We start from the raw sequence: 23,350 nt of genomic DNA, 5'->3' as shown, positions 1-23,350 counted from the left end.
CCGTCTCCAAAAAGAAAGTAGGCCACAAAGTAGCACCTTCCCCATCCTGACCATTACAATATAAAAGACAAAAAAATTATAAAATCGGACACACTTATGGCATGGCTCAGCGCACAGGACGAATTTGATCCCGATGCGATCAACAATAGCGTGTTAGGCATTGCGGCCGAGCTGGCGCAGCATGATTCCGGGCCGCACTGGCACCACATGGGGCAGTTGCTGTTCAGCCAACGGGGCTGTATGCGCATCACGCTCAATGAAAGCATTTGCCTCCTGCCGCCGGCACGCATTGCCTGGATCCCACCAAAGGTGGTGCACCGCGTTCAGGTTACCGGCGTGGCGGGCTATCGCTCGGTTTATCTCGACAACCTGCGCTACCCCGGCCTTTCGCCCCATCTGGAAGTGCTGTCGGCCTCTTCTTTGCTGCGGGAAGTGCTGGAGCGGATCGCCCTCGCCGACTTTGCCACCCAGTGGGAAAGCGGCCCCAGCGCCAATATTCTTGCCGTATGCCTGGACGAAATACGGCATGCGCAGCGCGAACCGACCTTATTGCCGCTGCCCAAGGACCGCCGCTTACGGCAACTGGCCGGCATGGAGGAGGTGCCGCCGCTCAATGAGCTGGCGCGCTACAGCGGCGCTTCGGAGAAAACCATCAGCCGCATCTTTCGCAAGGAGACCGGATTGAGCTACCAGCAGTGGCGCCAACAATGGCGTTTGATCAAAGCCATCGAGCTGCTGGCGGAGGGATACGGCCTGTCGGATATCGCCGGTAAGCTTGAATTCTCCAGCGACAGCGCCTTCTCAACCTTCTTTAAAAATATGACCGGCAGCTCGCCGCGCGCCTATATGCTGATCCGCCGTTAACGGCACGTCTTCTCTGCCGACAAATACGGCCCCGCCGCCACCGAATCGCGCAGGATCAGGCTCGCGGGGAAGGTCGGGCGTTTGCTCAGCTCGCCGCCGTCCAGCATCGACACCAGGCGGTTGATGGTTTCCTTAATCATCTCAGTCACCGGCATTTTCATGCTGGAGAGCGAGGGAATGGTGTAAGGCGCCAGCGGGATATCGTCGAACCCGATCACCGACACGGCGGACGGCACCGGGATTTGGCATTCCGCCAGCCGCTTCATGGCGCCGATGGCCATTTCGTCGTTGCTGGCGACGATGGCGCTGAACGCGTGGCCGCCGGCCAGCAGCGCATCGACCGCCGCCATGCCGCTTTGCGCATTCCACTTCCCTTCGACAATCAGGGCGCTATTGACGGCGATACCCTGTTCCGCCAGCGCGGCTTTATAGCCGGAGAGCCGCTCCAGCCCGGTGGGAGAATCCAGCGAGCCGGTGATGAACGCGATATCGCGATGCCCCAGTTGGATGAGGTGCGCCACCGCCGCGGCACTGGTGGCGTGCTGATCGCTGAAAATGCAGTAGCTGTCGTTCAGCCTCAAGCGGCGGTTGATGACCAGGATCGGCTGTTGGTGTTGGGAGATGATCTCGTCCATTTGCGCGATAGAGAGAAAACGCGGGTAGATGATCACCCCGTCGCAGCGCAGATCCAGCAGGAATTGAATGGCGGCCTTTTCTTCTTCTGCGGTGTGCTTGCCGTCCGCCAGGATCAGCTGACGGCCGTTTTCTTCCATGATGCGGGCGGACTGGGACATCAGCTCGCTGAAGTAGTTACCGCTGTACAGCGTGTTGGTGACCACCAGCCCGATGGTCTGGGTGGTTTTCGTCGCCAGATTGCGCGCCAGCAGGTTGGGCCGATAACCCGTCTCGGCGATGGCTTTATCCACCAGCTCGCGCTTCTCCGGGCTGACATAGCCGCTGCCGGACAACACGCGGGACACCGTCGCCTTAGAAACGCCGGCCTTTTTAGCCACCTCAAGTATTGTTGCCATCTGTGCGCCGTCAAAATCCATTGGATGAGCGCAGTCTACCCAAGACGCCCCCCGTTTGAAATGTTTTCACGCCCGCCGGCGCAAGCGCTCTTGATCTAAAAGTGACCAGCTTCACGAAACGAAAAACCAAAAAATCATAATTCTTGCCAACAACAAAATACACATTCATGATTTTGTGAAACCGGTTTCTTATGGGCGTTTCATTGAGATGGAACGGCGGATCGCCCAGGCAGTAAAAATTCGCCTTTGGGCAATCCGAATTCCTATCTTAAGAGACGATATTTCATGCCGAAGAACTACACAGAGATCTCGCAGGCAATCGTGAAGGCGGTGGGCGGCCCCGGCAACATCGACGCCGTGACGCACTGCATGACCCGCCTGAGATTCGTTGTCAAAGACAAGGCGCTGATCGACACCCCCGCGCTCAAGGCGATTAATGGCGTGCTGGGCGTGGTGCACAGCGGCGAACAGTGCCAGGTGATCATCGGCAACGAGGTATCGAAAGCCTACCAGGCGGTGCTGGCGCTCGGCCTGCCGGGTAACCCCCCTGCCGCCGCGCCCGCAAAACGCAAAATCACCCTGAAAGGCATCGGCGCCGGCATTCTCGATGCGCTGGTGGGCACCATGTCGCCGTTGATCCCCGCCATTATCGGCGGCTCGATGGTGAAACTGCTGGCGATGATGCTGGATATGGCCGGCGTGTTCGAAAAAGGCTCCTCGACCCTGATCATCCTGAACGTGATCGGCGACGGCGCGTTCTTCTTCCTGCCGGTGATGGTCGCGGCTTCTGCGGCGCTGAAGTTCAAAACCAACATGTCGCTGGCGATCGCCATTGCCGGCGTGCTGCTGCACCCCAACTTTATCGATCTGATGGCCAAGGCGGCGCAGGGCCAGGCCGTGGAGTTCGCCTACATCCCGGTGACGGCGGTGAAATACACCTATACGGTGATCCCGGCGCTGGTGATGACCTGGATCCTGTCGTATATCGAACGATGGGTTGACCGCATCACCCCGGCGGTAACCAAGAACTTCCTCAAACCGATGCTGATTGTGCTGATCGCCGCGCCGATCGCGATCGTGTTTATCGGCCCGCTGGGCATCTGGATCGGTAGCGGTATTTCGGCTCTGGTGTACACCGTGCACGGCTATTTGGGCTGGCTTTCCGTCGCCATTATGGGCGCCATCTGGCCGCTGCTGGTGATGACCGGCATGCACCGCGTGTTCACCCCGACCATTATTCAGACCATCGCCGAAACCGGCAAAGAAGGCATGGTGATGCCTTCGGAGATTGGCGCCAACCTGTCGCTCGGCGGCTCTTCGCTGGCCGTGGCGTTCAAAACCAAAAACCGCGAACTGCGCCAGACCGCGCTGGCCGCTGCCGCCTCCGCCATCGTGGCGGGGATTTCCGAACCGGCGCTGTATGGCGTGGCGGTGCGGCTTAAACGCCCGTTAATCGCCAGCCTGATCAGCGGCTTTGTCTGCGGCGCCGTCGCCGGTATCGGCGGGCTGGCCAGCCATTCGATGGCCTCGCCCGGCCTGTTCACCAGCGTGCAGTTTTTTGACCCGACGAACCCGATGAGCATTGTCTGGGTGGGCGGCGTAATGCTGCTTTCCGTGGTGCTGTCGTTTGTGCTTACGCTGATTTTGGGGTTCGAAGACATTCCGGAAAGCGAAGCCACTCCAACGGCGGCTACTGCGCCTGCGGCGAATACCGCTAACGCGACCCATTGAGAAAATTGAGGATTGCATGTCTGATTCAACATTCCCGCAAGGGTTTTTATGGGGCGGCGCCTTGGCCGCCAACCAGTCTGAAGGGGGTTATCTGGAGGGCGGGAAAGGGCTGACCACGGTCGACATGATCCCGCATGGCGCCAACCGCATGCCGGTGAAGCTGGGCCTGGAGAAGCGCTTTACCCTGCGCGAAGACGAGTTTTACCCGAGCCACGACGCGATCGATTTTTACCATCGCTACCGCGACGACATCGCGCTGATGGCGGAGATGGGCTTTAGCGTATTCCGCACCTCCATCGCCTGGAGCCGGCTTTACCCGAACGGCGACGAACTGACGCCTAACCCGCAGGGCATTGCCTTCTACCGCAGCCTGTTCGAAGAGTGCCGCAAATACGGCATCGAGCCGCTGGTCACCCTGTGCCATTTCGACGTGCCGATGCACCTGGTGACCGAATACGGCTCCTGGCGCAACCGCAAGATGGTGGAGTTTTTCACCCGCTATGCCCGCACCTGCTTCGAAGCCTTCGACGGGTTAGTGAAATACTGGCTCACCTTCAATGAGATCAACATTCTGCTGCACAGCCCGTTCTCCGGCGCCGGGCTGGTGTTCGAGGCTGATGAAAACCCCGAGCAGGTAAAATACCAGGCCGCGCACCACGAACTGGTGGCCAGCGCCCTGGCCACCCGCATCGCGCATGAGGTGAACCCCGCCAACCAGGTGGGCTGCATGCTGGCGGGCGGCAATTTCTACCCCTGGTCCAGCAAGCCGGAAGACGTGTGGGCCGCGCTGGAGAAAGACCGCGAGAACCTGTTCTTTATCGACGTGCAGGCCCGTGGCGCTTACCCCTCTTACTCTGCCCGGGTATTCCGCGAAAAAGGCGTGAGCATCGCGATGGAGGAAGGCGACACCGAGATCCTGAAGAACACGGTCGATTTCGTCTCCTTCAGTTATTACGCCTCGCGCTGCGCCTCTGCCGATATGAACGACAACAACAGCAGCGCCGCCAACGTGGTGAAATCGCTGCCGAACCCGCACGTGCCGCGCAGCGACTGGGGCTGGGGCATCGACCCGCTGGGTTTGCGCATCACCATGAACATGATGTACGACCGCTACCAAAAGCCGCTGTTCCTGGTGGAAAACGGTCTGGGCGCACACGATGAGTTCAATGCCGCCGGCGAGATTGAGGACGATTACCGCATCAGCTACCTGCGGGAGCACATCCGCGCCATGGCCGACGCCATCGCCGACGGCGTGCCGGTGATCGGCTACACCACCTGGGGCTGCATTGACCTGGTGGCGGCCTCGACCGGGGAAATGAGCAAGCGCTACGGCTTTGTTTACGTCGACCGCGACGACCAGGGCAACGGCACCCTCGCCCGCACGCGCAAGAAATCCTTCTGGTGGTACAAGAAGGTGATTGCCAGTAATGGGGCGGATTTGGGGTAATGGGGTTGGCGGCAGTAAGAGCCGCCAAGGGTGATAGTTGCGAGCTGGATTCCAGACTTTGCAGTAAGCCCCTGTAATTCCATACAGGCTATTTTTTCGCCTTTCTGCCAGCGCTATAGTCTCCTGGCTGCGGCACAATCCGCAGCCGGAGTTAGCGTTCCGAATCCCCCCAACCCTGCTCGAATATGGTATAAATTCGGGCATGCCGATGCGCACCCAAACAATGGTGGCTCGGGTGGTGCTTCCTCCGGGAAGGCCGGGATCCGTTGGGGCCGGTTACGCTAACTCCACTCGAGCTACCACCCCGAGTTTAGCGTCTCTTCTGGTAGCGGTATTTCTCCCCAATGGAAATGACCGATATGGAAAACATCAGCCACAATACAGGATTAGAAACCGTCACAAGCACCCTCACTCTTTATCGTGAGCTGTTTAATCGAATCGACTTGCATGACTTAACGTCATCACAACTTCTCGATCTGGCTGCACTGTCGGCAGAACAGGCGGAAGGATTGTGCAATGGTTTGATACTGTTCAATGAGCTTCTGCAAAAAAATTCTCGGCCCAATGCCCTAAACTGGGAACATGTAAACGGTTACCTGAATGCAACAGCTCATCTGCTTCCTGTACTGTGTAACCTGCATGGCCGGGCATTGAGAGAAATGGAATTTCACGAAGTCATGAAGTAACTTTCTGGCTTCATGCTAGCAATCAACAACAGGGCAGGTTTTCAACCAGCCCTGTTACATCAGGACCAGGCCACTCATTTACAGGCATTATACTGGATATTTATCCAGACATCTTTCATCTGGGTATAATGAGTGATAGGCTATCACTAAATCATTCCGCATTTGGAAGAGTCATTATGCAAGAGTTGCATGAACGTGCAAAAAATATTCGCGTCGAAGCAGAACAACAACAGTTAGTCCAGCAGGAAGAAGATAAGGCACTCGTCGAAAAACTGGTTGGGATTTACGATCAGAAAGCCATCGCTGAGCTTCTGCGTGAAGTCAGTGGCAGCAGCGAATGGACTCGAGAGTCTCTCAATCGCTGGCTTAAAGGGAAAACACCACAGAAAGTTCTGACAGAAAGAGAAGTGGTGTTCCTGCGATCAATGTTACCAAAACCCTCGCCGTTTCACCCTAACTATAAGTTTCGTTTTATCGACCTGTTTGCAGGTATCGGCGGTATTCGTAAAGGGTTCGAAGAGATTGGTGGGCAGTGCGTGTTTACCAGCGAATGGAACAAAGAAGCCGTTCGTACCTACAAAGCTAACTGGTACTGTGACCCCGCATATCACAAGTTCAATTCGGATATTCGCGAAATAACCCTTAGCGAAAATGATGATATTTCCGATCAGGAAGCGTATAAAAATATCGATAAAGAAATCCCTGATCATGATGTTTTATTAGCAGGTTTTCCATGCCAACCTTTTTCCCTTGCTGGAGTATCAAAGAAGAACTCTCTGGGGAGAGCTCACGGTTTTGAATGTGAAACTCAGGGGACATTGTTCTTTGATGTAGCCCGAATTATTGCAGCTAAAAAGCCGGCAATTTTCCTTCTCGAAAACGTCAAAAACCTTAAGAGCCATGATAAAGGGAAGACCTTCAAAATTATCATGGAAACACTAGATGAATTGGGTTACGAAGTTGCTGATGCTCAGGCTACTGGCGCTAGTGATCCTAAAATCATCGATGGGAAAAATTTCTTACCCCAACATCGCGAACGCATTGTACTGGTTGGATTCCGTCGTGATTTGAATATTCATGGTGATTTTTCACTCAAAAACTTGAGCCAGTTCTTCCCGAAGAAAAGGCCATCATTTGGTGAACTACTACTCAAGGATGTTCCCCCAAAGTATATTCTGACAGAGCATCTATGGAAATATCTTTATAACTATGCAAAAAAACACCAGGCAAAAGGCAATGGTTTCGGCTTTGGTTTAGTGAATCCGAAAAATGAATCAAGCATTGCCAGAACGCTGTCAGCCCGTTACCACAAAGATGGTTCAGAGATCCTGATTGATCGCGGATGGGACATGGAGCTTGGTGAGAAAGATTTTGCAAACCCCGAGAATCAGGAAAATCGACCTCGTCGTTTGACACCAAAAGAATGTGCCCGAATTATGGGATTCGAGACACCCGCTGGCGCAGCATTCCGTATCCCAGTATCAGATACTCAGGCATATCGTCAGTTTGGTAACTCAGTAATTGTGCCGGCATTTGCAGCCGTAGCTAAGCTACTGGAGCCTTACATTGCTTCCGCTGTTTCAAAAGATAAAAGTGAAGCTGCGTAAGGTAAATTATGGCTGACGTACACTCCCCCTCAATCAGAAGCAAGAACATGAGGGCGATACGTAATCAAAATACAGCCATAGAGAAATTGTTATCCCGGATTCTGGACGAAGCCGGGATAAATTATCGCACTCAAGCAACTGATTTACCGGGAAAACCTGACTTCGTTATTGATGACTATAAAGCCACAATTTTCGTTCATGGTTGCTTCTGGCATCATCATGATTGTTACTTGTTCAAAGTTCCCGCAACAAGAACCGAGTTTTGGTTGAAAAAGATCGATTCAAATGTCAGGCGAGATAATGACGTCACCAGACTCTTAACAGAACAAGGCTGGCGCGAGCTGATCATCTGGGAGTGCTCTCTGAAAGGCCGACTAAAACTTTCAACTAATGCATTATCAGAAAGGATTGAAGAATGGTTATGTGCAAGCGACTCACATGCTGTTATTGATTCTAAAGGTATTCATCATTTAAATAGTCAGTCCTTCAGCATTTAGACCTGCATAGAACCTGCCTAGAAACGCACTCCACAGTCAAAAATCTCACGTTCCATCATCGACATCAATCCTACAACGTGGATAATAAAATCATGATAATGATTGATGTAACGATGAGAGGTATCTAAGTGTCTGACTTTCAAAATTGGCTAAACGAAAAATCATCAGGTGATTGGTATATACATATCAAACGACTTTCTGCAAACGATACAGGTGCGACAGGCGGCCATCAGTCAGGTGTGTATTTGCCTAAGAATGCAGCTAACTTTTTATTTCCTTCGATTAACAGAATAGATGAAGAAAATCCCTCAGTAGAGCTTATCGCGAAAACGCTCTCTCATAATGTTAGCGACACTCAAGTTAGGGCCGTTTATTATAATAGTAAACCTAGAACTCGTAACCCTAAAGGCCGGAATGAAACTCGTATTACGTGCTGGGGTGGGAAAAAAAGTCCACTTCAAAACCAAAAAAATACAGGTGCGTTAGCTATATTCTCTTTTTCGGTGCCTGACAAGTTAAAGGACTGTGACCTTGTTGAAGTGTGGGTATGCAATTCCATCGACGAAGAAGATTTAGTTGAAACCATTATTGGTGAAGTTCTTCCAGGCACTTCACTATCAGGTTTATCAACGCAACTCCTTGGTGGTTTCGCTATAGATGATACAAACTGGAAGTCTCGGGACTATGCTATCCCTGAACAGTGGAAGGTAACCTTCCCCAGCGGGAGCGAAATCATAGAGTACTTGCCTAAAATTTTTAACTTTAAGGATGAATCTCCGGATAAACTGCTGCTCGAAAGAAGAGAAAAAGAATATGATCTATTTCGTCAAATAGAAGAAATTCATGTTCTTGATAAAGTTAAAGAAGGATTTGATTCCGTTGAGGAATTCATTGAACTTGCAAACTCAGTAAGCAATCGTCGTAAATCTCGCTCAGGAAAATCTCTTGAAATGCATCTCGAGAGTATTTTTTTGGCAAACGGTTTAGTAAAATTCACAACGCAAAGTATAACTGAGGGAAAAAAGAAGCCTGATTTTCTTTTTCCTTCAGGAGCTGATTATAACAACTTAGCATATCCTGCAGAGAAATTAAGAATGCTTGCAGTTAAAACAACATGCAAAGATCGCTGGAGACAGGCACTTAACGAAGCTGACCGTATTGATAGAATACACTTATTCACCCTCCAAGAAGGTGTCTCAGTCAATCAGTTCCAAGAGATGAAAGATGCAGGAGTAACACTGATTGTTCCCAAGCCACTCCACACCAAATATCCTGAAAAAATAAGAAACGAGCTAATGTCATTATCAGATTTCATAATAGAAACAAAGAATTTATTATCTTAACAACTGATGAATTTAATTTATAAAAATCCGAGAATATATTACGGCACATATTAAAATATATGTGCCGTGGCAAGATTGATAAAGCACTAAAAATCATGATTCTCGACGATAGCATCTACTTTTTTCTTTATCCATTTTTCTACATCACTCACATAACCTTGCCATAATCTATGCCGGGCCGCTAAAGAAATGACTTTATAATATCCAGAGGAATAGTCGATGCCTAGATGATCAATAATGTTAATTATATATCTATGTTGATCTCCAACAAATTCTGTTTGTTTGGCTATAAATACTATTTCTTTTTCATCGTCACTAACTTCATTTTCGTTAAGGTCGCATAATAAACTATGGATGAAATTTTCTGGTCTTGATTCACCTGGCAGATTGAATTGTTTTATTTTATTAATCGCCACATCCCTCAACCCTCTTACCCTTTCATCAGTCCCTGTAAGCACTCTATTTATAGCATCCCTTTTGCTACTGTCCGATTTATATTCGTCACCATCAATCACCACCATAACATTCTCACAATCATCATTCTTCAATAACAATCCAGAAATTATAGTAAAAGCATTGCTAGCAGCGCCATAAATGCTAATGGAAACATGTCTCATAGCTTTCATTTTCGAGCATAAGTACTGAATAATAAATGCTGAAAAAGAATCCTCGACAAATATCTCTATGCTTTTATTTGATTTTCCTGTCAATCGATTAACAGCATCAGGTTTAGTTTCATTAAAACATAATGTTTTTTCTTTTAAATTTACAACATGACGAACGTTAATTAAACCAGATAGCTCCAAAAGACTTTCTCGGTGAGTAGTAAATACTACTTGTATACTTTTTTCATTGGCTCGTTCAACAATTACCTCTATTAACCTTTTTAAGGCTTTATCGTGCAATAACAAATCAATTTCATCTATTAATATTAGTGCATTTTTTCCTGCTGAAAAAACCTTATCAAGTATAAAAAATACTTTTTGCTCTCCTGCACTCATACTAAGGGCGGAATATTTTACCTCGTCCGTTTCAACACCAATACAAGTCTTACCACTTTGCAATTCATGCTTATTAAATGAGCTGTACTTTCTATTTAAAATATCTGAAGCCTTGCGTAACAATATATTCTCATGTTCTCCTTTTAAATTTGTTGTGATGTAGTTAACACTATTATTATTTTTTTCTGACTCGATCATAGGAACACACTGTCCAATTCCCACATAGTATACTTCTCTATATGGCCTCCTAGCATAAATCTTTGTCCAACGAGAACCTTTTTGTTCGGCCTTCCCATAACTATCCGATTCGTTTTCGAACTGTTCTTTACCTTTTCTATAAGAATGAGTAGCTTCAAGATAACTCCCATTCCACTCAGCATCAGGGTTACGAGGGAAAAAGTCTGAAAAACGATAGTTTTCGCCATTATCTTCAGGTTGGAATAAACTAGCCAAAGCATGTAATATTGTTGATTTTCCGCTACCATTGGGTCCAAAAATTGCGGTAACATTCTTTGGCGTAAAGCTAATATTAACTTCTTGCAAACACTTAAGGTTTCTAAAGTAGATATTATCAATTGACTGATTTGTTGTTTTTACTTTTTGTTCATTATTGATTGTCTTTATTGCATTAGTCTTGGTATTCCTTCCTATTTTAGCACCAATTTTACTCTCAACTGACTTACCGAACCCAAAAATATTTCTAAGATAGAGTTCATCGTCAGTTCCAGAAGGTGCTATTATAATAAAAAACTCACCACTCTTAGCTTTTCCAATAAGGAATAAGTCATTTTCCTTCATTTTTGAAGAAACAACGTTTCCCTTATAATACATCCGATACTCAGGCAACCTGTTTCTTTGATTATGACGAGAGTTATACCATGTTAGTTTATCTTCACAATAAACAATGCCACACTCTTCACTATTTATATAAATTAATATTGCATTAAATATCAATTTTTCTCCATTGAGAGGAACTGGTAAAAACCTAGCGAAACCAGCCTTAACCAACCCCCCTATTTCGTGCTGATTCGATCTTTTAGGATTAATATCAACAGCAGAAAGATATTTAATTGCAGCAAAATCTACATTACGAGATAAACTTTCAATCATTGTTCTATCCATATCAATATATGAAATATTACTTATTTTAACATAACATCAAAAGTCTATTAGCGACAAACATTATTCAACGCAATTACCCTTCGAGGTAAACAAACGACTTGAAGCCACACGTAACCGCCTCCCCCTCACCACTCCTGATCCCAGGTTTTGGGATCGACTGGCTTACCGCGCGGAGTCACTTGTAGCTCTAAGTCCAGCGCAGCAAGCAGTTTGAATAACGTCTCCAGCCGTGTGCCTTCCGGGTTGTTTTCAAACGCGGAAACCGTGGCCTGCTTTAACCCAATACTGTCAGCAGTTTTACTTTGGCTTTGGTTACGCTTTTTACGTTCATTGCGTAGCGCATGCGCCAACATCTTTGCCGAGGTGATTTTCATTTTATCCTCCCAAGCGGATGAAATGAGTATTATCCCCTATAACGGATAAAGCAAATATTATCCTCCATAGGGGATAAATTAACCTACTCTGGTTAAGCGGCTCTTTAGACCTACCCATAAAAAATCCACGCCGGAGCGTGGATTCAATTTCATCGCCAAGGCCAGGCATCACGTTATTCGAAGCAAACGTCGGGGTTATCCGCCAGCGAAACGAAATTCTTCGTATTTTTATCCAGCGTGCGGATCTCGCCACTTTCGATGTCGTACACCCAGCCGTGCAAGCGCAAGCCGTTGTTGCGCAGACCCACGGCAACGGACGGGTGAGTCTTAATATTATTTAGCTGGGCTATAACGTTCTCTTCAACCATAGCGTTAACTTTGTCGGTTTCGCTATCCCACGTTTTCTTCTCTACCACCGCTTTTGCCGCGTCCGCATAGTGCAGCCAGTGGGCAACAGCAGGCATCGGGTCAAGGCACTGGCAAGAAGCTATAGCCTTCATGGCGCCGCAGTTCGAGTGGCCGCAAATCACGATATCCGTAACGCCCAGTGCCACAACCGCGTATTCGATGGTCGCCGACACCCCTCCCGGCTCCGGGCCAAAGGAAGGAACGATGTTGCCTGCGTTACGGATAACGAAAAGCTGCCCCGGCTCTTGCTGAGTCACAAGCTCGGGCACCAGGCGGCTGTCAGAACACGAAATAAAAAGCGCTTTAGGGTTCTGGCTGGAGGCAAGGCTGCGGAAGAGCTCCTGACGCTGAGGGAAAATCTCTTTCTGGAAGCTGAGGAAACCTTCAATGATATGTTGCATAACACGCTCTCTGGATCTGTAGTCTCGATAACATGATAAGCATCACTTCCCGTTAGTCCAGTACCTCGTAGGAAAAAGGGGCATTTCAAGGGCCTGGGGGCTAGCCAACCAAGTTAAGAAGTTCAGCAATCCGTTGATGAAGATAAGTCTGGGTAAGATGAGGAAAACTCGTGGGGCAGAATCCCAGGCACAAAAAAACCACCTTTCGGTGGCTTCTTGTTCGCGCGGTACTAATGGTGCCGAAGGCCGGATGATGTGGGCAGTGATGTGCCCTACTTGTAGAAACTTTCCCCTATCGCCCCACCAAGACTTTCAAGCTAGTGAAATCATAATCAGCTAGATAATCTCGCCAAAAACAACCTTTCACCACGGACATGGTGATCTATCCTTGATAATGAGCAAAAATCTGATTTATTCGATCGCACCATTTACGTGTTGTGTTAATGTATTATGAATTTTTTATCATACATTACATATAGTTGCGATTGTAAACTTTTAACAAAATTCTAATTAATGAGAGGTTTGTTGTGAGTCGAACAGAATACATTTATCTAAATAAGTGTACTTCTTGGCTAACTAAATTTCTAACCCACCGTGGATTGAAGATTACAGATAGCCGACCGTTATTTGAGTACCATGCAACCAGTGATGAGTATGAAGAACTAAAACGGTTACTCCGCGATGTAGGGCAGGCTGAAGGACTTAAATACGATAAGGGTTACGCAGCGTGTTTTACGTTATTTAGCGCAGAATGGTACCGAAGGGATTATGAGCGAATTCATGGCTGGAGTTGGGAAGCGATCTATAAAGCTCTGGGTATATCTCTATCCGCCCCGGAACTGAGTCTTATTGTACCGAAAGGTCTTGAAGATTACTGGAGACGCCCTGTTCGCTTTTACGACTCAGAACGACGCAACTTTTTAGGATCTTTGTTCAGTGAAGGCGGCCTGCCATTCAAGCTGTTGAAAGAATCGGATAGCCGTTTCCACTCTGTTTTTTCTAGAATTCTTAATCAATACGACCAATCTCTATCATTAGGTTATTCAGCTTTAGCTTTAGTACAAGCGGTTGTCGATAAGTCGCTGCTTCCAACTGTGTTTAAGGAAGACACCTCAGTTGAGCTGATTGGTCGTATGGCTGATCAGCTTATTTCACTTGTTCAGACTTACGACCTCAGTAATCATTCAGAACCCGTCAAAGAACTTGACCGTGTTCATCCTAAATGGCGGGATAGTTTCCCAATGCCCTTAGATGATGAAACTGGCACCAGTTTCCTTAATGGCCTTTTGCGCACAGCCACTGTTGAAACTAAACCTCGATTACAAAAAAAAAGTAAAACAACTGGCTGTAATTTCTATTGGTCAGAACAACATCCTGATGAGATTCAAGCACACATTTTCCTTCCGAATGAATTAACGTTTGCTATTTCCAGTGAGCCATCAACGACTCGTTTTGAACTTGCTGTTTATGAAGATGGTGAAGAAGTAGCCAGTCTGGGGCCTGCGTATGCCAGGCTTGATAAAACGCAGGCGATAGTCAGGCTCCGTAAAAGTGAAGTGAGATTTGTAAGACAACAAACAACTGCAAGCCTATCGTTGGTCGCTCGAGCGGGTGGCATCATTGTCGGTTCTATCAAACTAGATAGAGGAGAAATTGCAGTTGGAGATGTTCCTTTGACGTTTGTGCGTGACGAGGATCGCTGGTTATTACAAGGTCAGGCTTCCTGTAGCGTGCATAGCAGTGATGTACTCATCATTCTTCCTACAGAAGGCCGTCTGGCTTCGAAGCATGAAGATTGTTCTTCTGATACTCGGGCGTTTGAACACCCTGTTTTGTCTATAAAAGGGCGACAGGACGTCATTTTTGAAGGTAACGAAACGTATCGAATTCGAACAGGTCGTGAGCAGGTAAAATATCCTGATTTAGCTTTACAGGGAAATCAGTTAGCTTGGTTATGCAGCCCCTATGAAACATTTGTTGGAATACCCAGAGTCATTCACAAGTTTGCCACAGCACAAAGAATTGAATACGAACGTTTCCTAAGCGGAAAAAGTATTGATAAATGTGATTTACATGAAACAATGGGGGCACATTACATTTCGATTCGAAATGAAGATAATGAAACATTACTACGCCGAAAAGTAGGGATTTTACCTTCGGATTTTCAGCTAGAAATTAAAAACAGAGAACAAGCAAACGAGGGGGTGATAATTATTTCCACTCAACACCCTTGTTTATATAGATTAAAGGATAAAACGCTCGAAGTTGGACGTAGCAAATCAGAAAATAAAACGGAAATAATTATTAAAGCGGAGGGAGTGCCACCTACTTCCGTTGTATTGCAGGTAACCCCTAATCTTGCTGGTAATCCCATCGATATTATTCTGCCTTTCCCAACAAAGGGTTGTTTGGTACTTGATTTTAATGGCCAACACCTACGCAAGAATATAACAATTAATGATCTGTTGGGGACCAGAGCATTTCTCTTTGGAAAAAATGGCGAGCCAGCCAGATTCCGCCTTGAACTGCGCCTAATGTCCAGAGCGAGACTGCAGGCGTGGTATGAATGGCGTTATACCGCAGGCGAACGTCCAGTTGAACTCAATTTGTATAGTCTAAGAGAACATATTGAGAACTTGCTCTCTCTGGAGACCGGCATTGACCAGATTGTGGAAATGCGTATAGATGGCGCTGGGAGCGTACTTGCCTGGCAAATTCGACGATACAAATACAGTCTTAACTACGACTATGAAAGGCAGGTTCTTTTTAGCAGCTCAGTGAATACTCGCTCCGGGCAGATTCCTTCGCCAGTCATCATGCTGCTAAGCGAACCTGAAAGAAAACCTGTTTCTATCACTTCGCGGATGAGCGAAGGTGTACCAGTTGGTGAATTTGAGCTGAGCTCTGTAATACAGAAGAATGGCCCCTGGCTGGTAGTTCCTGGAAAAGGTGAAGAAGCCGCTTTTCGGCCATGTTTTATTCGCGGCGAACCACCATTACAAACTGAAGTTCACGCCATCCAATCGATGCAAAAAGCGACACAGCTTTTTAACCCTCGGTCAGACGTGCATACAATCACCTTGGTTCTCGATCAAATGGCAAGTAGCCCCTCGCATTCAGGCTGGCAGTTCTTGCGAAGCTTGTACGAGCAATACGGATATTTACCTCTGGCCACTTTCGAAGTATGGCGAGCACTTGTTCAACATCCGCAAGCGTTGGCAATGTCATTGTTTAAATTTGAAATGTCGGTTGAATATCTCAGCCGCATTGAAAATGAGTTTCCTATTTTCTGGGAGTTTTTACCCATTCTTGAGATTAAAGACGCAGCGGATAGATTTCGGGCCTTCTTGGCCCATAAAGGTGCGCCAGAAGAAATGCAGAAAAGATTGCTTAACAAAATGCATCAGCAATTGGGGACTATTTTTCCGACCTATGCCAATGAAGTTCAGAAGTGGTTAAGTTTAGGTATACAACCACGTCCAATACCTCATCCGACGATGAGAGATATTATTCAAGAGTGGTATCAGGATCTTCTGCGTGAGCATAGTGAATCACGCTGGCCTGAATATGGCGGAGTTCAGCTTTGTCACTGGATCATGTCACAAAAAGACTCTGTGATTGATATTTCTCCTGACACAGAATACCGCTACTCCGTTATCTGGCTACCTGTATTTGCTGCCGCTGTTGCTAGCGGAAAAACAACATTTGAAAGTGTTTTTGGCCATGAGCCAGGCACCTTATTTTTCTTAAGACAAGTCAGAGATTTTGACTCGCGTTGGTTTAACTCCATTTTCCAGTACAGCTTATTGCGTAATGTTACCGAAAAATAAAAAGGGACAATAATGATTACACGCTATTTTTCTTCACTCATTGAACAATCACTCTCTCGCTCAACGGAAGCAACGCTTAGCATCATGGGCGTTACGAATCCTCAGCTCCGGAAGCATCTAGCCCAGCAGATGGGGGCAGATTGTGGCAAAGCAGGTTCTTTCCTTGCGTCTCCAGTATTTGAACAGACATTTGGCTGGGAAGAATCAAACTACACCATGAAAATGCTGGCAACTGAAAAAACATTGTTGAGCAAAGAAGTCGTTGATTCTCTGGATAGTGAAAAAAATGGCCGCTATCGTTTTGGTGCTAACTGGAAACCATTTACCCACCAGTTGGCTAGCTGGGAATCATTACTTGAGAAAAAGCATTCGGTTGTTGTTACCAGTGGGACAGGCTCCGGTAAAACGGAATGCTTTATGGTGCCTGTACTCGAGGATCTTTATCGTGAGTTACGCGATTGCGGCAATAAACCACTGGTGGGAGTGAGAGCACTATTTCTCTATCCATTGAATGCTCTGATTAATTCTCAGCGTGAGCGTCTGGATGCCTGGACACATGGATTTGGAACTGGGGTTCGCTATTGCCTGTATAACGGCAATACAGAAGAACTACATTCCTCGGTAAAAAGCGAACAGGCAAACAGGCCTAATGAAGTTTTATCACGTGAGAAAATGCGCGAAGAGCCAGCACCAATACTGGTGACGAACGGTACCATGCTGGAATACATGATGGTTCGTCAGGTTGATGCTCCAATAATTCAGCAATCGAAAGCACAAAAATCATTACGCTGGATAGTTCTGGATGAAGCGCATACCTATGTCGGGTCTCAAGCAGCCGAGCTTGCCCTACAACTTCGTCGCGTAATGACTGCGTTTGGTGTCACGCCTGATGATGTTCGTTTTGTTGCAACGTCAGCCACCATCGCAGGAAATGATGCAGAAAAACAGCTAAAAAAATTCTTATCAGAACTGTCAGGAGTACCACAGGAACGTATTGATGTTTTGGGGGGCAATCGCGTTATTCCAGAACTTGAGGCATGCAAAAATTATCCCGTCACACTTGATGAGCTTGAGCATATACCAGACTTCGATTCCGATAACGAAGGAATTAGCCTTGAGCGTTATAGTGCGTTAACACATTCCCCGGAAGCACGCTATCTACGCGAGATGCTGGTTAGCCAACCTCGCCCCATAAAACTTGATGTAATGACGAAACGCTTAAACGAGCTGACCAATAATCATTACACGCAACAAGAAATTTTACGCTGGATCGATCTCTGCACGGGTACAAGTCCCAACGCACAAGATCCTGCGTTTCTCAAAGTAAGAGCGCATATTTTTCAGCGTAATACCCAAGGGATATGGGCCTGTGCAGATAAACATTGTTCAGCGAAGCACAACACGGCGCTGGAAAAGAATTGGCCCTTTGGCTATGTGTATGTGAATCAGCGACAAAATTGCCAGTGTGGCAGCCCTGTTTTTGAGCTTGCGTTCTGTAATGAATGCAACGAACCGCACCTGTTGGCGAAGGATAAAAAAGGTAAGCTTGTACAATGGGACAATAAAGGCGGGGATGAATTCTCGCTTCATGATGACGTCCCAGATGATTTTGAAACTTCGGGAGAGAAAGTTCAAAAAGAACATATATTCCAGGCTCCGCAAATCATTGCACCAGAATGTAATACTGAGGCTGGATATTTAATCCAGCGGCTCGATCGTATTACTCGCAGTATTGGTGTTGTTCGTGAAGACAGTATTACTCTGGCAATCAACGAAAGTGAACAAATTTGCAGTGCAAGCGATTGTGGCTATAAAGGCGGGAAAGGTCAGTCCCCCTTTAGACGCGCTTTGCTGGGAGGACCTTTTTATGTCACGAATATTGTGCCCACGATGTTAGAATACTGCCAGGATTTCGCCAACGATGAAGGTAAAGAGGGTGTAGGTCCACTATCATTGCCGGGGCGAGGACGACGGCTGATTACCTTTACCGATAGCCGCCAGGGAACGGCACGGATGGCAGTAAGGATGCAGCAAGAAGCTGAACGTAGTCGTTTACGTGGAAGTGTGGTTGACATACTTGCCTGGCACCAGAGAAAACAGGCTGTAAATACTCCTAATGCTCAGGCTGATGTAACGAAACTGGAAGAGATGGCGACACTGGCCAGAGACGAAGCAAAAAACCTGCGTGACTGGGGTATGCCGGAAGAGGCAATTCTCTCTGAAGAAAAAGCGGAACGTATTGAACAGGCCATACAAAAAGCAACAGGCGGAATAGTTAATACTGTTTTCACTTCGCTGTCCTGGCAGGTAATGGTCAATGAGCTTAAAGATAAGGCAGATATTCAAGGCTCGATTCTGCAGTACAACCACTATCTTAAACCTGAGATTTTCACTGAAAACAGCGGACCTCTGAAGCTTTCAGACATGCTTTTATTCCGTGAATTTATGCGTCGACCGAAGCGAACCAATAGCCTTGAAACGCAAGGGCTGGTGCAGGTTGGTTATCAAGGGTTGGAGAAGGTACATAAAACCCCTATCCACTGGCAGGAACAAGATCTAACTCTGGATGACTGGCGTGATTTTCTGAAAGTCACACTGGATTTTTATGTCAGAGAAAGCAACTTCATCCAACTGGATTTAGAACTGAAGAACTGGATTGGCAGCCGTTTCTCTTCGAAATTTGTACGCAACCCTGAATCAAAAGACCCTGACGATAACCAGGTCAAACGTTGGCCACAAATTCGGCATGGCAATGTCTCCCATCGCCTAGTTAAGCTACTAATACTCGGAGCAAAATTCAGCACCGTAAACACGGTTACCATCGATATAGTTAACGCATGGTTGAAAGAGGCTTGGCTCCAATTAACCGGCCCTCTGGCTGTGTTAAAACCTGACGGTAACCGTTTTTACTTGCCGAAAGAACATCTGACATTCTCTCTGGTTCAAAAGGCGAGTATTTGCCCTGTTACCAATAAATTGTTGGATACCACTTTCAAAGGACTCACTCCGTACCTACCCAGACATATCCAGTTGGAACGCCTGACAAATATACAATTTAGTACCTATATGGCCCAAGAGGTCATGCTACCTGAAATCTGGAAACACGATCATTCGCAGTTGGATTATGTCGAAGGATTGGCACAAGTCCGGGAATGGGTATCGCAAGATCCACTTGTGGCTCATTTACGCTCGCAAAACGTCTGGACGGATATTAACGACCGCGTGGTGGAGGGAGGCTTTTACTACCGTACTGCTGAGCATTCAGCACAGCAATCAGCTGATCGCCTGCAAAGTTACGAAAAGATGTTTAAAAACGGTCAGCTTAACGTCCTTAACTGTTCCACCACCATGGAAATGGGTGTGGATATTGGCGGCATTTCCGCAGTAGTGATGAATAACGTCCCTCCTCATCCTGCAAACTATTTACAGCGTGCAGGGCGAGCCGGACGTAGTAAAGAATCCCGCGCCATCTCCTACACGCTGTGTAAAGGGAACCCTCACGATCAGCAGGTTTTCGCCAATCCTCTCTGGCCATTTGAGACCGTGATCCCAGCACCGATGGTGGCAATGAACTCAGAACGTTTGGTACAACGCCACGTTAATTCGCTACTACTGTCAGAATACTTGTGCCATGTAGTGGGAGAAACTAAGAAAGAAAAAACCAATCTGAATAGCGAGTGGTTCTTTGGCGAGGAGTTTGGGCAATCTGTATGTAACAGCTTTAAGATTTGGCTTGAACGCCCCACCCTGACAATTGATGACGCGCTTGAGCGCCTGGTAAAAGGTACCGCGCTACATGGTGCAAGGCCGGAATTATTGCGGGAAAAAACTTTCCATGCGATTACTGGATTACAAAAACGTTGGCTGGGGATTTTCCAAGACCTCATGAAACAGGAAAAGGAATCACAGCCAAATACTCCGTATCGTAAGCGCCTGGAACTGGAGAAAAAACGGCATTGCGATGAATATCTATTGCGCGACCTAGCAGCGCGAACGTTCCTGCCTGGCTATGGTTTCCCGACGGATGTTGTGAACTTTGATAACTTCACTATGGAAGACTATATCCGCGAGAAAACGCATAAAAGCCGTAATAAGAACGACCGTGAAGATAACGTTTCACGTTATAAAGGACTGCCTTCACGCAACCTGTCTGTTGCCATTCGTGAATATGCGCCAGGAGCTGAGATCATTCTGGACGGACGTGTGTTCCGTTCCGCTGGTGTATCACTGCATTGGCACAATCTCAATGCTGATACCAATGAAGCCCAACGGTTGGACCGAGCCTGGCGTTGCCAGAAATGCGGTACATTAGGCTATGAAGAAGGTATTGGTAGCTCTGTAGAATTATTCTGTACCAACAGCGACTGCGGTGAGCGGATTACTCGTGACAACACTCGTCAGGTGCTACAGCCCGCTGGTTTTGTCACCGATGCTTATGATTCGGTAACGAACAACATCGAAACGATGAAGTTTATCCCGGTAGTTCCGGCATGGGTATTTGTTAAGGCGGAGCGTTTGCCGCTACCAAACCCGGAGATGGGCTTTATGGCTTCAGGCGCTAATGGGCATGTATTCCAGCAGAGTATGGGCGAAGGTGGACGTGGTTATGCACTGTGCCTGAGCTGCGGTCGCGCGGAGTCGATGATAAGCGAAAAAGACGTACCAAAATCAATGGAGGCACATTACCCGCCACGTCCAGGAAAAGCCGACCGTGACAGCCAGAATCAGAGAATTATTTGCCCAGGTTCCACCGCATTAAATACCAAAGTCACCTTGGGAGCGTTAGCTCGTACCGATGTATTTGAACTGATTTTACGTCGTCCACAGGACGGTGAGCATATTCCAGATAGTTCGGAAGAAGGGCGTATTGTGGCGATGACGCTAGCCGTTGTGCTGCGTCGGGCGCTCGCAGGTGTACTGGGTATTTCTGCTGCTGAGCTGGGCTATGCGGTACGTCCGGTCAGGTTGGAGAGCGAGGAATCAGTACTGGCAGTTCAGCTTTACGACATCATAAGCGGCGGTGCGGGGTTTGCTTCCAGTGCACCATTGCATATCGAAGCGATACTGCAGGGAATGGTCAAACAGCTAGAGTGCACCCACTGCGATACCGCTTGTAGCGATTGTTTACTCGATTCGCAGACGCGTCACGATCATGACCATCTGGATCGCAAAGCCGCACTGGCCTGGCTGGGAGATGATTTCAGCCACTATATTGGTTTGCCAGACGAGGAGAAATTCTCGCTGCCCGATGCGCAGTATTGCCCTGGTACCATCGAGGATGCAGTCCGTCGCGCAATTAACGAAGGGGCCGATAAACTCACGTTGTGGATTAACGGGCCGATAAACGAGTGGGATTTGTATGCCCGCCAGTTCCGCGCCGCAATCCAGAACTACCGGGTCAAAGACAATGTCGCGGTAGAGCTTGTCATTCCCGCTGGTGTTGGTGATCCGGAGGTATTGCACGAACTGGCCCAATTTGCGGCCATTGGCGTGCGGTTGTGCCATGCCGACCAAGAAGTATCATTCCCCATTGTGGCGCAGATCGCTTTCGCCGATCGAGTCATAACGCTGGTATCACGCAGCCGGCAAGCCACGGTGCCGGGGCCACACTGGCATCAGAATAAAGAACTGGTGGTTCGTAGCCATTGCTATAAACCTGCTGTGCTGCGTGAGTTTATACTACCGGGAATCACAACGAACTACAGTGAGCTGGTGAAAGACATTCAAATTCATAAAGAGTTGAATGGACTGTTTTCACAGTTCGGCCAACGATTCTGGGATGTGCTTTCTGGCGGCCATGAAAAAGCACAAAACCTGATGAAGACAAACCGAATTACCCATATTCACTATACCGATCGCTATCTGCAAAACCCGGTTGCTCTGGCGCTGCTGAGCGCTTTGCTTAAGCCGCTGAAAACATTAATGACCAAAGATGCGGAAGTAGCAATTGATACCTTATTCAAAAACAAAGATCGCCCAGGGAATCGACCGTCCCACGACTGGATGAGTGAAGCTGATTTTCAGGATTTTGCTGACCAGTGGTTTGCTGCATCAATGGGTAAGGCGACTGACATAACGGTGTTCGACTACTCACGAGATATCCCACATCATCGTAAATTGATGGTGAACTTTGACAATGGCCAGGTTCTGAAGATCCGTTTTGATCAGGGAATGGGCTACTGGCGTATCGACTTCCCATATGTCTGGCGCAGCTTTGACTTCAATGATGATGTTACTTCTCAGCTCCACAAAATGGCGAAAGCTTGTTTGGAAGGGAAAGTGATTAACGGAGAGGAAAACTGGTCAACGGATGTGGTAGTGGAGGTGTTAGAACCTTAAGGGATAATAGCTCCCGGCGCGTTGTCGGGAGCTAATATCTTTATGTTTTTTTCACGAGGATTTTTTGACCCGACTCCAATCGATTAATACACCACTTTATTAGTAACATCTTCATCAGAAATGTGAGGACATCCCGTTGCAGAACCAATTTCCAATGAAAAGATCATCAACAGAGGACAGGTCAGGCGTGCCACTCTCTGGCTACCACTTCAAAAATTATTGCTCTTTCTCCTCCTCGGCCTGAACGGCTTTCTTGTTCTCACTAGGATCAACGCCGTTACCCGCAGTTGTATCCGCATCAGTAAGATGATGTAGGCTGACTTAGATTGAGTGAAAAAGTGAGGGAAAACTCGCGGGGCTGAATTCCAGGCACAAAAAAACCACCTTTCGGTGGCTTCTTGTTCGCGCTGTACTAATGGTGCCGAAGGCCGGACTCGAACCGGCACGTATCTCTACGGTTGATTTTGAATCAACTGCGTCTACCGATTTCGCCACTTCGGCACTGCAAGTAGTATGCGGAAAACGGGTGAATTATACCTTTCAGCGATCCGCATGCAACACTTATCCGTTGTTCAATGAGTTAAGTGCTGAAAAAATCGTCGCCGGGGTCACATTGTGCCCATTTTGCGGGCGCAGTATGCAGCGCGCCAACGTCTACCCCACCGTAAC

13 protein-coding genes and 1 tRNA gene are annotated in these 23,350 nt (G+C 47.6%); 9 read left to right on the top strand and 5 right to left on the bottom strand.

Annotation, left to right across the window (positions count from 1 at the left end; genetic code table 11):
• Positions 1–96: 96 nt before the first annotated feature.
• Positions 97–864, top strand: coding sequence for an AraC family transcriptional regulator (locus ACUTQW_RS13345; protein WP_064798635.1), 768 nt, complete (start codon positions 97–99; stop codon positions 862–864).
• Here the strand turns inward: ACUTQW_RS13345 and ACUTQW_RS13340 are convergent.
• Complete coding sequence (locus ACUTQW_RS13340; protein ID WP_145917140.1) at positions 861–1,895, bottom strand: LacI family DNA-binding transcriptional regulator; 1,035 nt, start codon at positions 1,893–1,895, stop codon at positions 861–863. The genes ACUTQW_RS13345 and ACUTQW_RS13340 overlap by 4 nt on opposite strands.
• 285 nt (positions 1,896–2,180) lie before the next feature.
• On the opposite strand from ACUTQW_RS13340, the gene ascF reads away from it, so the two are divergent.
• The 6 genes from ascF to ACUTQW_RS13310 all read left to right on the top strand — a co-directional run bounded on the left by ascF (position 2,181) and on the right by ACUTQW_RS13310 (position 9,206).
• Entirely contained in the window at positions 2,181–3,626 is a 1,446-nt protein-coding gene (ascF, locus tag ACUTQW_RS13335; RefSeq protein ID WP_064798633.1) for a PTS cellobiose/arbutin/salicin transporter subunit IIBC, read from the top strand.
• Positions 3,627–3,642: 16 nt separating this feature from the next.
• Positions 3,643–5,073, top strand: coding sequence for a 6-phospho-beta-glucosidase (locus ACUTQW_RS13330; RefSeq protein WP_013811346.1), 1,431 nt, complete (start codon positions 3,643–3,645; stop codon positions 5,071–5,073).
• Between the two features lie 359 nt (positions 5,074–5,432).
• Positions 5,433–5,759, top strand: a complete 327-nt coding sequence (locus tag ACUTQW_RS13325; RefSeq protein WP_235196036.1) for a hypothetical protein — start codon at positions 5,433–5,435, stop codon at positions 5,757–5,759.
• A gap of 176 nt (positions 5,760–5,935) precedes the next feature.
• The gene (locus ACUTQW_RS13320) at positions 5,936–7,366 is read left to right on the top strand and encodes a DNA cytosine methyltransferase (protein ID WP_064799545.1); all 1,431 of its coding nucleotides are present in this window, start codon (positions 5,936–5,938) and stop codon (positions 7,364–7,366) included.
• Positions 7,367–7,374: 8 nt separating this feature from the next.
• The gene (locus ACUTQW_RS13315) at positions 7,375–7,863 is read left to right on the top strand and encodes a very short patch repair endonuclease (protein ID WP_081274830.1); all 489 of its coding nucleotides are present in this window, start codon (positions 7,375–7,377) and stop codon (positions 7,861–7,863) included.
• A 128-nt stretch (positions 7,864–7,991) separates the two neighbouring features.
• Positions 7,992–9,206, top strand: coding sequence for a type II restriction endonuclease (locus ACUTQW_RS13310; RefSeq protein WP_235196035.1), 1,215 nt, complete (start codon positions 7,992–7,994; stop codon positions 9,204–9,206).
• Positions 9,207–9,292: 86 nt separating this feature from the next.
• Here ACUTQW_RS13310 and ACUTQW_RS13305 read toward each other — a convergent pair whose 3' ends face one another.
• The 3 genes from ACUTQW_RS13305 to ACUTQW_RS13295 all read right to left on the bottom strand — a co-directional run bounded on the left by ACUTQW_RS13305 (position 9,293) and on the right by ACUTQW_RS13295 (position 12,512).
• A complete protein-coding gene (locus tag ACUTQW_RS13305) occupies positions 9,293–11,317 on the bottom strand; it encodes an AAA family ATPase (RefSeq protein WP_235196034.1) in 2,025 nt (674 codons plus the stop codon).
• 137 nt (positions 11,318–11,454) lie between these two features.
• Complete coding sequence (locus tag ACUTQW_RS13300; RefSeq protein ID WP_235196033.1) at positions 11,455–11,703, bottom strand: helix-turn-helix domain-containing protein; 249 nt, start codon at positions 11,701–11,703, stop codon at positions 11,455–11,457.
• A gap of 173 nt (positions 11,704–11,876) precedes the next feature.
• A complete protein-coding gene (locus tag ACUTQW_RS13295) occupies positions 11,877–12,512 on the bottom strand; it encodes a carbonic anhydrase (RefSeq protein ID WP_062791058.1) in 636 nt (211 codons plus the stop codon).
• A 527-nt stretch (positions 12,513–13,039) separates the two neighbouring features.
• Between ACUTQW_RS13295 and ACUTQW_RS13290 the strand changes: the two genes are divergently transcribed.
• Both ACUTQW_RS13290 and ACUTQW_RS13285 read left to right on the top strand, forming a co-directional pair.
• Positions 13,040–16,342, top strand: coding sequence for an STY4851/ECs_5259 family protein (locus ACUTQW_RS13290; RefSeq protein WP_235196032.1), 3,303 nt, complete (start codon positions 13,040–13,042; stop codon positions 16,340–16,342).
• Positions 16,343–16,354: 12 nt separating this feature from the next.
• Positions 16,355–22,681 (top strand): DEAD/DEAH box helicase, encoded by a 6,327-nt coding sequence (locus tag ACUTQW_RS13285; RefSeq protein WP_235196031.1) that lies wholly within the window; start codon positions 16,355–16,357, stop codon positions 22,679–22,681.
• 416 nt (positions 22,682–23,097) lie between these two features.
• Here ACUTQW_RS13285 and ACUTQW_RS13280 read toward each other — a convergent pair.
• Positions 23,098–23,182: transfer RNA gene (locus ACUTQW_RS13280), tRNA-Leu, on the bottom strand.
• Positions 23,183–23,350 lie beyond the last annotated feature (168 nt).

This window comes from Serratia sp. TSA_7 (assembly GCF_052692135.1).
Note: the sequence above shows the minus strand (reverse complement) of the source record. Positions and strands in the feature narration are given on the sequence as shown.

Bases quoted from the DNA above. Each gene is read 5' to 3' on its own strand.
- ACUTQW_RS13345 (WP_064798635.1), top strand. From the start codon at position 97: ATGGCATGGCTCAGCGCACAGGACGAATTTGATCCCGATGCGATCAAC.
- ACUTQW_RS13340 (WP_145917140.1), bottom strand. From the start codon at position 1,895: ATGGCAACAATACTTGAGGTGGCTAAAAAGGCCGGCGTTTCTAAGGCG.
- ascF (WP_064798633.1), top strand. From the start codon at position 2,181: ATGCCGAAGAACTACACAGAGATCTCGCAGGCAATCGTGAAGGCGGTG.
- ACUTQW_RS13330 (WP_013811346.1), top strand. From the start codon at position 3,643: ATGTCTGATTCAACATTCCCGCAAGGGTTTTTATGGGGCGGCGCCTTG.
- ACUTQW_RS13325 (WP_235196036.1), top strand. From the start codon at position 5,433: ATGGAAAACATCAGCCACAATACAGGATTAGAAACCGTCACAAGCACC.
- ACUTQW_RS13320 (WP_064799545.1), top strand. From the start codon at position 5,936: ATGCAAGAGTTGCATGAACGTGCAAAAAATATTCGCGTCGAAGCAGAA.
- ACUTQW_RS13315 (WP_081274830.1), top strand. From the start codon at position 7,375: ATGGCTGACGTACACTCCCCCTCAATCAGAAGCAAGAACATGAGGGCG.
- ACUTQW_RS13305 (WP_235196034.1), bottom strand. From the start codon at position 11,317: ATGATTGAAAGTTTATCTCGTAATGTAGATTTTGCTGCAATTAAATAT.
- ACUTQW_RS13300 (WP_235196033.1), bottom strand. From the start codon at position 11,703: ATGAAAATCACCTCGGCAAAGATGTTGGCGCATGCGCTACGCAATGAA.
- ACUTQW_RS13295 (WP_062791058.1), bottom strand. From the start codon at position 12,512: ATGCAACATATCATTGAAGGTTTCCTCAGCTTCCAGAAAGAGATTTTC.
- ACUTQW_RS13285 (WP_235196031.1), top strand. From the start codon at position 16,355: ATGATTACACGCTATTTTTCTTCACTCATTGAACAATCACTCTCTCGC.